General features: G+C 73.3%; 11 protein-coding genes and 1 tRNA gene. 10 read left to right on the plus strand and 2 right to left on the minus strand.

Going from position 1 to position 11,268, the window contains the following annotated elements:
- The 7 genes from AB0J52_RS13435 to AB0J52_RS13465 form a co-directional block, all read left to right on the plus strand.
- Positions 1–397: DUF6585 family protein (locus tag AB0J52_RS13435; protein ID WP_500181862.1), on the plus strand; the 397-nt coding region annotated here is incomplete at its 5' end.
- 74 nt (positions 398–471) lie between these two features.
- A complete protein-coding gene (locus tag AB0J52_RS13440) occupies positions 472–894 on the plus strand; it encodes a PPOX class F420-dependent oxidoreductase (protein WP_500181863.1) in 423 nt (140 codons plus the stop codon).
- 176 nt (positions 895–1,070) lie between these two features.
- Complete coding sequence (gene cysS, locus AB0J52_RS13445; protein WP_500181864.1) at positions 1,071–2,465, plus strand: cysteine--tRNA ligase; 1,395 nt, start codon at positions 1,071–1,073, stop codon at positions 2,463–2,465.
- Between the two features lie 136 nt (positions 2,466–2,601).
- A complete protein-coding gene (locus tag AB0J52_RS13450; protein WP_500181865.1) occupies positions 2,602–3,195 on the plus strand; it encodes a Clp protease N-terminal domain-containing protein in 594 nt (197 codons plus the stop codon).
- 199 nt (positions 3,196–3,394) lie between these two features.
- Positions 3,395–4,333 carry a 23S rRNA (guanosine(2251)-2'-O)-methyltransferase RlmB gene (gene rlmB / locus AB0J52_RS13455; RefSeq protein ID WP_500181866.1) on the plus strand — a complete coding sequence of 313 codons (939 nt, stop codon included), beginning with the start codon at positions 3,395–3,397 and terminating at the stop codon, positions 4,331–4,333.
- Between the two features lie 42 nt (positions 4,334–4,375).
- The gene (locus tag AB0J52_RS13460; protein WP_500181867.1) at positions 4,376–5,323 is read left to right on the plus strand and encodes an aldo/keto reductase; all 948 of its coding nucleotides are present in this window, start codon (positions 4,376–4,378) and stop codon (positions 5,321–5,323) included.
- A gap of 170 nt (positions 5,324–5,493) precedes the next feature.
- Positions 5,494–5,566: transfer RNA gene (locus AB0J52_RS13465), tRNA-Thr, on the plus strand.
- Positions 5,567–6,159: 593 nt separating this feature from the next.
- Here AB0J52_RS13465 and AB0J52_RS13470 read toward each other — a convergent pair.
- Entirely contained in the window at positions 6,160–6,615 is a 456-nt protein-coding gene (locus tag AB0J52_RS13470; RefSeq protein WP_500181868.1) for a MarR family winged helix-turn-helix transcriptional regulator, read from the minus strand.
- A gap of 161 nt (positions 6,616–6,776) precedes the next feature.
- Here AB0J52_RS13470 and AB0J52_RS13475 point away from each other — a divergent pair, with 161 nt between their 5' ends.
- Positions 6,777–8,261: an MFS transporter gene (locus AB0J52_RS13475; protein ID WP_500181869.1), complete on the plus strand. Its 1,485-nt coding sequence runs from the start codon at positions 6,777–6,779 to the stop codon at positions 8,259–8,261.
- A gap of 46 nt (positions 8,262–8,307) precedes the next feature.
- Complete coding sequence (locus AB0J52_RS13480) at positions 8,308–8,955, plus strand: dihydrofolate reductase family protein (RefSeq protein WP_500181870.1); 648 nt, start codon at positions 8,308–8,310, stop codon at positions 8,953–8,955.
- Here AB0J52_RS13480 and folP read toward each other — a convergent pair whose 3' ends face one another.
- Positions 8,956–9,864, minus strand: coding sequence for a dihydropteroate synthase (folP, locus tag AB0J52_RS13485; RefSeq protein WP_500181871.1), 909 nt, complete (start codon positions 9,862–9,864; stop codon positions 8,956–8,958).
- Between the two features lie 531 nt (positions 9,865–10,395).
- On the opposite strand from folP, the gene AB0J52_RS13490 reads away from it, so the two are divergent.
- Positions 10,396–11,268 (plus strand): DUF485 domain-containing protein (locus AB0J52_RS13490; RefSeq protein WP_500181872.1); only part of this gene is annotated, 873 nt, incomplete at its 3' end.

Here is an 11,268-nt window from a genome sequence, read left to right on the forward strand (position 1 = left end):
GCCGCGCGGACGGACGCGGTGGCGCTTCACCGTCACCGCCGAGGGCGGCCGGGACCTGCCGCTCGACGACCGCCTGCCCGAGGTCAGGCGGCTCGGCGAGGTCGTCGTCGCGGAGGTGACGGCCCGGGTCGTCCCGCGCCTGGCGGCGGTCGTGCGCGGCGGCGGGACGGTCCGGCTCGGCGCGTTCGAGGTCGGCCCGGACGGCATCGCCAAGGACGGCCAGCAGGTGCCGTGGCCCGCCGTCCGCGACGTGGCCATGGCGAACGGACTGGTTCGGGTGGACGTGGCCGATGGCGGCCGGGAGCTGACCGCGCTCGCGGCGCACACCCCCAACGCGGTCGCGCTGGTCGAGCTCTGCGCCCGCCTCGCCATGGCCCGGGACCGTCCCGTCCACTGACACTCGCTCGGGTAACCCAATGGCCCGGCGGGGCCGTCCGGACGCGTGAGCGGTGGTGGTGGGTGCGTGCGAGGATGCGCGGAACAGTCGACCTTCTGGAGGACGGCATGGCGGAGAAGGCGCTCAACGACAAGGCACGCGAGCTGTTCGACGGGACGAACTTCGTGACGGTCGCGACGCTCAACCCGGACGGCGGGCCGCAGGCCAGCCCGGTCTGGGCGAAGGTGGACGGGGACGAGATCGTGTTCTCCACGGTCAAGGGGCTGCGCAAGCACTCCAACCTGCTCCGCGACCCGCGCGTCAACCTGACGACGTACGACATGGCCGACCCGTACAGCTACGCCGAGGTCCGCGGCACGGCCACCATCGAGGACGACCCGGAGGCCGAGCTCATCGAGGAGCTGTCGCAGAAGTACACCGGCGGCCCGTGGCGGCCGCAGGGCCCTGAGGAGCGCGTGATCGTCCGCGTGACGCCTTCCTACGTCCACACCCGCTGACCGTCCTGCCTGGCACCCCGTCCGGTCTGGCGCCCGACCGGCGCGGTGCCCGAACGCCCCGGTGCGAGTACGCGGCCTTCGGGCCGCGTGCGGCCGGGAGGGGGAATCGGCGGAGAGGGCGGACGAAAGGCCGTTTGAGTCCTCCCGGGTCCCGGACGATCCAATAACCTTGGGGCGTGAGCCTGCGCCTTTACGACACCAGCACCCGTACCGTCCGCACGTTCGAGCCGCTCCGCGAGGGCCGCGTGGGGATGTACGTGTGTGGTGCGACCCCGCAGGCCGCCCCGCACATCGGGCACCTGCGCTCGGGCGTCATCTACGACGTCCTGCTGCGCTGGCTGCGCGCGTCGGGGTACGAGGTGACCTTCGTCCGGAACGTCACCGACATCGACGACAAGATCATCAACGTCGCCGCGGACACCGGGGTGCCGTGGTTCGCGGTCGCCGAGGGCAACCAGCGGATCTTCGGCCGCGGGTACGACCTGCTCGGCTGCCTGCCGCCGACGATCGAGCCGCGCGCCACCGGGCACGTCCCGGAGATGATCAAGGTGATCCGGCGGCTGATCGACAACGGGCACGCGTACGCGTCCGAGGGGGACGTGTACTTCGACGTGAACTCCTGGGCCGAGCACTACGGCGAGCTGTCCAACCAGCGCTTGGAGAACATGCGGTCCGCCGGCGACACCCCGAACGAGGACGCCAAGCGCGACCCGCGCGACTTCGCGCTCTGGAAGGGCGCCAAGCCCGGCGAGCCCGCGTGGGAGACGCCGTGGGGCGAGGGCCGTCCGGGCTGGCACCTGGAGTGCTCGGCGATGGCGACGATGTACCTCGGCCCGACGTTCGACATCCACGGCGGCGGCGTCGACCTGATCTTCCCGCACCACGAGAACGAGATCGCCCAGTCCAAGGGGGCGGGCGACGGCTTCGCCCGCTACTGGATGCACAACGGGCTGCTCACCGTGGACGGCGAGAAGATGAGCAAGTCGGTCGGCAACGTCGTGCTGCTGCCCGATCTGCTCGACCGGGCGCGTCCGGTCGAGGTGCGGTACTACCTCGCGTCCGCCCACTACCGGTCGCTGATGGACTACACCGACTCCTCGCTCGCCGAGGCGGTCGCCGCCTACCAGCGCGTCGAGGGGTTCGTGAAGCGCGCCGCCGAGGTCGCCGGTCCCGGCGAGCCGGGCGCGCTGCCGGACGCGTTCGTCCAGGCCATGGACGACGACCTGGGTGTCCCGCAGGCGCTCGCGGTCGTGCACGAGACCGTCCGGGAGGGCAACAGCGCGCTCGCCGCCGAGGACAAGGACGCCGTCCGCCGGCACCTGGCCGCGGTCCGGGCCATGACCGGCGTGCTCGGCCTCGACCCGCTGTCGCCGGAGTGGGGCGGCACGACCGGCGACGACCTGTCCCCGATCGTGGACGCGCTGGTCAAGGTGGCCCTCGAGCAGCGGCAGGAGGCGCGCAAGCGCAAGGACTACGCCGCCGCCGACGCCATCCGCGACCGCCTCACCGAGGCGGGCGTCCTGGTCGAGGACACCCCGCACGGCCCCCGCTGGGACCTGCGGCGCGCCTGACCGCGCGGCGCGCCTGACGGCCGCGGCGGCGCGCCTGACCGCGGCGGCGTGTCCCGTCCGTCCGGGGATGTTCGGGCGGGCGGGACGCGGCGTAGGTTCGGAAGGGTCCCGTCGCATTTCCTGCGAGGTGGTCCCGTTGTTCGAACGGTTCTCCGACGGCGCGCGGCAGGTGATCGTCCTCTCCCGGGAGGAGGCCCGCGCGCTCGGGCACTCCGCGATCGGCACCGAGCACCTGCTGCTCGGCCTGGTCCGCGGGGACGCGCCCGGGGCGGGGGCGGTGCTCGCGCGCGCCGGACTCGATCTCGACCGGCTGCGCGCCGAGGTCGCCGAGCTCGTCCCGGCGGGCGAGGGCGAGCCCGCCGACCACGTGCCGTTCACGCCGCGCGCCAAGAAGGTGCTGGAGCTCGGCCTGCGCGAGGCGGGCCGGCTCGGCTCCGAGGTGATCGCCCCGGGCCACCTGCTGCTCGGGATGATCCGCGAGGGCGGCGGCCTGGCCGTCCGGGTGATCGCGGACGCCGCCGGCGACCTGGAGACCGTCCAGCGCGAGATCGAGCGGTCGCTGCGCGGACGGTCGCCGCGGAGTGTGCCGCTCACCACCGTCCGCGGCGGACGGTCCGGGGCCGCCGAGGAGCGCCTCGCACGGATCGAGGCCCGCCTCGCCGCGATCGAGGACGGCCTGGCCCGCCTCGCCGCCCGCCTGGCCGACCCCGGCGAACGCCCCGGCTCCTGAAGCGCCCGCCCCGAGCCGCCCGCGCGGGCTCTGGGAGCCGCGGCGAGAGGTGGTGGCGTGGGCAGGTCCGGACGGCACCTAAAATCAGAGGTTTGAGGGCGCGCGTGAATTCAGGGGCGCGTCCGAGATCTGAGCCGCCCGACGCCACGAGGGCGTGCAACCGCTGAGCCGCAACCGTCGCGAAGGGCGTAAAACGATCATGCCGAAGCGCAAGGGCAAGGGCCCCACCCCCAAGGCCGAGGACCGGCACTGGCACGGCAAGCGCCAGAAGGCGCGGGCCGTCAAGAGCTCCCGCCGCACCGGGACCGACACGCTCGGTCCGGGCGGGGCGCGCGCCGCCCGCAAGGCGGCGGCCGACGCGGCCAAGGCCGGCACCCCGAGCGGGCGTCCGGCCGGGGCGCGGCGGGCGACCGGGGAGACTCCGGAGCTGGTCACCGGCCGCAACCCGGTGGTCGAGGCGCTGCGCGCCAAGGTGCCGGGGTCGGCGCTGTACGTGGGCGACGCGCGGGACGACCGGATCCGCGAGGCGATCCAGATGGCCGCCGACCGGGGCGTCCCGCTGCTGGAGGCCGGGCGGGGCGAGCTCGACCGGCTCGCCGACGGGGCCGTCCATCAGGGCATCGCGCTGCAGGTCAAGCCGTACCGCTACGCGCACCCGGACGACCTGCTCCGCGGCGCCCGCCCCCTGATCGTCGCGCTGGACGGCATCACCGACCCGCGCAACCTCGGCGCGATCGTCCGCAGCGCCGCCGCGTTCGGCGCGTCCGGCGTGGTCGTGCCGGAGCGGCGCGCCGCCGGTGTCACGGCGGGCGCGTGGAAGACCTCCGCCGGGACGCTCGCGAGCCTCCCGGTCGCGCAGACCACCAACCTCGCCCGGCAGCTGAAGGCGTACCAGAAGGCGGGCTGCTTCGTGGCCGGGCTGGACGCCGCCGGCAGCACCCCGGTCGGCGACCTGGAACTGGCGGACGGCCCGTTCGTGCTGGTCGTGGGCTCGGAGGGCAAGGGCCTCGGCCGGCTGGTCGCCGAGACGTGCGACATGCTCGTCACGATCCCGATGCCGGGCCAGGCCGAGTCGCTGAACGCGGGCGTCGCGGCCGGCGTCGCGCTCTACGAGGTGTCGCGCCGCCGCTCGTCCTGAGTAACGTCGCCTTCGGTACCAAGCACGGAACCGGAGGAATTTGTGGACAAGCGCGATATCGGTGGGTTGTCGGTCGGCGCCGTCGGCCTCGGCTGCATGGGGATGACCCACGCCTACACCATGGGGGAGCGGGACGACGCCGAGTCGGTCCGGGTGGTGCACCGGGCGGTCGACCTCGGCGCGACGCTGATCGACACCTCTGACGTGTACGGCCCGTTCACCAACGAGGAGCTGGTCGGACGGGCCCTGAAGGGCCGCCGGGACGAGGTCGTCCTCGCCACCAAGGTGGGGCTGCGCATCCCGCCGGGCGAGGACCACCGCGCCATGTACCGGGACGGCCGCCCGGAGCACATCCGGGCCGCCGTCCGCGCGTCGCTGCGCCGCCTGGACACCGACCGCATCGACCTCTACTACCTGCACCGCGTGGACGAGGACGTCCCGCTGGAGGAGAGCTGGGGCGCGCTCGCCGAACTGGTCGAGCAGGGCCTGGTCCGGAAACTCGGAATCTCGGACGTCAGGCCCGAGCAGATCGCGGCGGCGCACGCGATCCACCCGGTGACCGCCGTCCAGAACGAGCTGTCGCTGTGGACGCGCGACGACGAGGTCGTCGCGTGGACGGCCGAGCACGGCGTCGGGTTCGTCCCCTACTCCCCGCTCGGCCGCGGCTTCCTGACCGGCGCCTACACGTCGGCGGCGGACTTCGGCGAGGACGACTTCCGGGCCCGCCTGCCGCGCTTCGCCGACGAGGCGCTGAAGACGAACCTGGCGATCGTCGACCGGGTGCGCGCGGTCGCCGACCGGCACGGCGCGACGCCCGGCCAGGTCGCGATCGCCTGGACGCTCGCCCAGGGCGCCCACGTCGTGCCGATCCCCGGGACCAAGCGGCTGACCAGGCTGGAGGAGAACTGCGGCGCGGCCGATCTGGTCCTGTCGGACGCCGACCTGGCCGAGCTCGCCGAGGTCCCCCCGCCTGTCGGCACCCGCTACTGACCCACGGCCTTCGCTGCGGCCCGCGCGCCCGCGCGAGAGCCAAGCCCCGGCCCGTCCCGGCCCCGGCCCGCTCGTCCGGACACCGCCATGGCGCGTCCGGACGGCCGGGCCTCGGCGGCCCCGGCGGGGACGCGCCGACCCGTCCGTTCGACTACGATGCGGACGTACTCGCCAGCGTGGCTCAATTGGCAGAGCATCGGTCTTGTAAACCGAGGGTTAGGGGTTCAAGTCCCCTCGCTGGCTCGCGATGACCAGGGCGTTCCCGAGTATCGGGGACGCCCTGACTCGTCCCGGGGCCGATTCCACGCCCACTCTCAGTGCCGACCATTTCCTTCACCGTCCGTAGCAGGCGGGCCGCTCTGGCGTGGCTCGAAGCGGCCCGGATCCTTGGACCGTTCCAGTGGAACCCTCCGGAGTGGACGCCCAGCCCTTCGGCAGGGCTTCCGCGCAATCGGCGCACACATACAGCTCCGTGCCATCGACGAGTTCGCCCACTGGCACGTGCGGGCGGGGCCAGCGCTTGTCGCAGCCGGCGCACGCGTCTCCTCTACGTTGAGCGCGCGAAAGGCCCGCCGCGGAGAAGACCCGTCTCGTGGCTCGGAGTATGGCCGGGCCGATGAAGGCCGCTACGCCCGCGCAGGAGGGAGCCTCACCGAAGGGGACGGCGTGGTGGCCGGACGCCTTCGGGGCGTAGGCCAGGTGTGAACCGAGGAAGCCCACCGGTCCCGTGATCAGCACTCTCATGACCCGAAAGTAGGGCGCGGTGCCGCAGGTCGCTCCGGACGCGGGGGAGCCGTATGAACCTCGTAAGAACTTCGCCCGCCGCAGGCCCGGCCCTACGGGCGGGGCCAGGGGCGGCCGGACAGGCGTTCGATGTCGGTGTTGAAGCGCTGGAGGAAGGCCGCGAAGGCGGCGACGTCCTCGGCGGACCAGTCGGCCATGACCTTGTCGAGCCCGCGGACGATCTCCTCGCGGCACTCGTCCAGCCGGTGCCCGCCCTCGGCGGTGAGCTGGAACTTGCGCGCGATCCCGCCCTCCGGATCGGGGATCCGTTCGAGCAGCCCGGCCCGGACCAGCGCGGACGTCTGCCGGTTCAGGGTGGACTGGTCGAGCCCGAACGCCTCGCTGAGCTGCCGGATCGTCATCGGCCCCTCGATCCGGACGCGGCTGAGCACGATGTAGGCGGTGCGCTCCAGGCCGCCGATCTCCGACTCGGGGCCGGAGGAGAGCAGCGGGCGGTGCCGGCCGAGCAGCATGGTCTCGTACTCGACCAGGTCCGTCGGCTTCTGCATGGCGTTCTCGGCGTCCTTCCACGGGTGGTCCTGCCGGCTTCATGCCTACCACACGGGACCGCGCGCCCCGCTGCGATGTGCATGGCGCACGCTTTGTGCGTCGTACACATCATGTGTATCGTGCACATGCACCCCGGCCCCCGACCACCCAGGAGAACGTGATGGGCGAACCCGAGTCCACCGCCGCGCAGGCGGCCCCCCAGGAGCCGCCCGCCGTGCGGTCCGGCGGGATCGTGGCCGTGCTGGCCGTGGCGGGCATCGTCGCGGCCCTGATGCAGACGCTCGTGGTACCGCTGATCGGACGGCTGCCCGACATCCTGCACACCAGCGCGTCCAACGCCTCCTGGACGGTGACCGCCACGCTGCTGGCGGGCGCGGTCGCGATCCCGGCCGTCGGCCGGCTCGGCGACCTGTACGGCAAGCGGCGGCTGCTGCTGGTCAGCGTGATCCCGCTGGTCGTGGGCTCCGTGGTCTGCGCGCTGGCGTCCTCGGTCGTCCCGATGATCATCGGACGCGGGCTCCAGGGCGTCGGCATGGGGCTGATCCCGCTCGGCATCAGCGCGCTGCGCGACGTGCTGCCGCCCGAGCGGCTCGGCGGCGCGATCGCGCTGATCAGCTCGTCCATGGGCATCGGCGGCGCGCTCGGCCTGCCGGTCGCGGCGGCGGTCGCCGAGAACACCAGCTGGCGGGTGCTGTTCTGGGCGTCGGCCGTGCTGAGCGCGGTGATCGGCGGGCTGATCTGGATGCTCGTCCCGGCGACGCCCGTCCGCGCCAGGTCCGGACGGTTCGACGTCGTCGGCGCGATCGGCCTCGGGATCGGCGTGGTCTGCCTGCTGCTCGCGGTGTCCAAGGGCGCGGACTGGGGCTGGACGAGCGGCACCACGCTCGGCCTGTTCGCGGCCGCCGTGGTCGTCCTGCTCGCGTGGGGCGTGTTCGAGCTGCGCGTCAGCGACCCGATGGTGGACCTGCGGACCACCGCGCGCCGCCAGGTGCTCCTGACGAACGTCGCGTCCATCCTGGTCGGCTGCGCGATGTACGCCCAGTCGCTCGTGCTGATGCAGCTGCTCCAGCTGCCGAAGGCGCTCGGCTACGGCCTCGGCCAGTCCATGTTCGCCGCCGGCCTGTGGATGGCCCCCGCCGGGCTGATGATGATGCTGATCTCGCCACTCGGCGCGAAGCTGTCGGCGGCGCGCGGCCCGAAGACCACGCTGTGCGCCGGCAGCCTGGTGATCGCGCTCGGCTACGGCGTCTCGCTCGCGCTGCTCGGCTCGACCTGGGGCGTCCTGGTCGTCGCGCTCGTCATCAACGGCGGCGTCGGGCTCGCGTACGGGGCGATGCCCGCGCTGATCATGGGTGCCGTCCCGCAGTCCGAGACGGGCGCGGCCAACAGCTTCAACACGCTGATGCGGTCACTCGGCACGTCCACCGGCGCGGCCCTGGTCGGGGTCATCCTGTCGCAGATGACGATCTCGGTCGCCGGGCACGTCCTGCCCTCGGAGGACGGTTTCCGCACCGCGATGCTGCTCGGCTGCGGGGTCGCCGTCGTCGCCGCGCTGGTGACCCTCACGCTGCCCAGGCGCCGCGTCCCGGCCACCTCGCCCGCCACCGCCGCCACCACCGGATCCGCCGCGCCGACACGCCCCTGAACGAGGCGGGAGGTTTGATCCGGGCCATCCTGCCTACAGTCTGGGGGTGGACATCGACGAGCTGCTGAAGCGGTACCCCTACCCCGACCGGACGCCCTGGCTGCGCGCGAACATGATCGCGACGCTGGACGGCGCGATCCAGTACAAGGGCGACACCGGAGCGATCGGCTACCCCGGCGACCACGAGCTGATGGCGGGCCTGCGGAGCCTCGCCGACGTCGTGGTGATGGGCGCGGGGACGGTCCGCGAGTACGACGGGTGGCCCGAGGACGCGCCGCCGCTCGCGGTCGTCTCCCGCAGCCTCGATCTGGACTTCGACGGCGCGGTGTTCGAGGACGGCCGGACGATCGTCGTCACCTGCGGGTCGGCCCCCGCCGACCGGCTGGAGCGGGCCCGCGAGCGCGCGGACGTGCTGATCGCCGGCGAGACCTTCGCCGACATCGGCCCGGCGCTGGACGAGCTGGCCGCGCGCGGCCTCGGACGCATGCTCTGCGAGGGCGGGCCGAGGCTGCTCGCGCAGGTCGCGGCGGCCGGATGGCTGCACGAGCTGTGCCTGACGCTCAGCCCGATGGTCATCGCCGGGGACGCCTTCCGCGTCCTGAACGGCCCGGACCTCGCCGAGCCGCTGCGGCTGCGGCTGCTGCACGCCGTCCCGGACGGCGACTACCTGTTCACCCGGTACGCGGTGGAGTGATCACTCGACGTTGTGCCGGGTGTAGGCGGGCTCCCGCCAGCCGAGCACGGCCTCGGTCATCCGCACCGCGTCGACGGCCTGCCGCACCTCGTGCACCCGGACGATCCGCGCGCCGAGCATGATCGAGGCGACGGTGACCGCGAGCGTGCCCTCGACGCGCTCGCGCTGCGGCCGGTCCAGCGTCTCGCCGATGAAGTCCTTGTTGGAGATCGCCGCGAGCAGCGGGTAGCCGAGGTCCGCGATCTCCGGCAGCCGCCGGGTCAGCTCCAGCGAGTGCAGGGTGTTCTTGTTCAGGTCGTGCCCCGGGTCGATGATGATCCGGTCCGGCGCGACGCCGCGCTCCAGCGCGAGCTTGACCCGGTCGCGCAGGAAGTCGGTGACCTCGGCCGCGACGTCCCCGTACACCGGGCGCGGGTAGCGGGTGCGCGGCTCGGCGAGGCTGTGCGTGATGATCAGGCTCGCGCCGGTCTCGGCGACCACGTCGGCCAGCCGCGGGTCGTGCAGGCCGGTGACGTTGTTCAGCACGTCCGCGCCGGCCGCGAACGCGGCGCGCGCGACCTCCGGATGGTAGGTCTCGACCGAGATCACCGCGTCGGTGCGGGACCGGGCCGCCTCGATCACCGGCAGCACCCGGTCGATCTCCTCGCCCGGCGGGACCTCCGGGCCGGGCGCGAACGGGACGCCGCCGATGTCGAGCCAGTCCGCGCCCTCGTCCAGCGCCTTCTCGACCGCCTCGACGGCCTTGTCCAGCGCGAACGTCCGGCCCTGGTCGTGGAAGGAGTCCGGCGTCCGGTTGATGATCGCCATCACCGCGACCTGGCGGTCGAAGTCGAAGGAGCGGCGTCCGATCGTCCGCCGGGGGCAGACGAGCTCCGGTGCGTAGACCCGGTGCGGGACGTCTCCTGCCACGATGACCTGCCTTCTCCGGTGCTCCGGCGCGGTGGACGGTCCGGACTGGGGGGCTGATCCGCTCAGCCTATCCGGGTCGGCCGCCGGGGCCGGAGCCGTCCGGCCGCGCTCTCGGGGTCGTGCGCGAGCGGGCCAATCCCCGAACCCGTCGATCCGCTTTTGACAGGCGGTGACCGGATGTGGTCGAGGAGCGCGGGGCAATTGCGTCAGACAGGCATTCGGGTGGCCGGACCGGGCCGTTACCCAGCGGAGACGGGTCGCTTCCGGATGCGGAAGCCGTTTGTGCCGCCACTTGGGACCTCTGGGGAAATAGGGGACAGGCATGACGAGTGGGACCGTTTCTTGACCGTGGTTTGGCACTAATCCCAAGCATTTCTCGGCAAGTGGCCCGTGCGCACCATGATTGTTTGATCTCATAGTGAAGTCACATCACTACATAGAGTCATGGGTGAGTCGGGGAGGGGCCTGATGGTCTGGGACTCGGGACCACCGGAGCGCAGGGGGACAGGCCGGGGCCGAAGGCGACCGGTCGTGCGCTACGCGGTCATGGCACGGGACGAGAGGTTCCGCCTGCTGAGAGGGAGGTTCGCCCGGCTGGCGCTGGCGGTCGCCGGGTCCTTCCTCGGCTGGTACTTCCTCTACGTCGCGCTCTCGGCGTTCGCGCGCGGCCTGATGGCGCGGCCCGTCGCCGGCAACATCAACGTCGCCTTGGTGCTCGGGGTGCTGCAGTTCGTGTCCACTTTCGCCCTTGCCTGGTGTTACGCACGGTACGCGAGCGACTCGCTCGATCCGGTGGCCGCCGCGCTGCGGGACGAGGCGGACGCCCCGGCCGCGATCCGCGGCGCGCCCCGGCGCTCGGCCCTGCACCCGGGCGCGGCCGACGAGCCCGACTTCGCCGACGACTCGCCGGAGACACCGGAGACGCCGCGGGCGACCGAGCCGGACCCGCTCCCGGAAGGGGGACGGAACGTGCGTCTCAGCCGTCCGACGCGGGTGATCGAGCCGATGTCGACCCAGCCGGTGCCGCGCTCGGCGGTGCCACGGCAGCCGGGGACGCCTGAGGGCCCGCCCGGACCGCAGCGGGACAGGGCCGTGCCGAAGCAGGTCAACGGGAGGCCGAAGGCGCCCCGGCAGGACAAGGGGCCGGACGAGGAGGCGCTTCCGGTGCCTCAAGGACGTCCGGACCACGTCCCGGCTCCACCGGGCGGGAAGTCCGCGGAGCCCGGTCCGGCTGTCGACCCGGTCCCGGCGGGTGCCGCAGCGGGCGGCGCGGCCGATGCCGGGGCCGGAGTGAACGGGACGGCCCATGCGGGCACCGCCGTGAACGGGGCCGTGCACATCAACGGGGTGGCGCGGGACGAGGGCACTCCGCTCGCCGGCCCGGTGGCGGCGGAGCCGGCCGCG

This window comes from Spirillospora sp. NPDC049652, assembly GCF_040675125.1.
Taxonomy (GTDB): domain Bacteria; phylum Actinomycetota; class Actinomycetes; order Streptosporangiales; family Streptosporangiaceae; genus Spirillospora.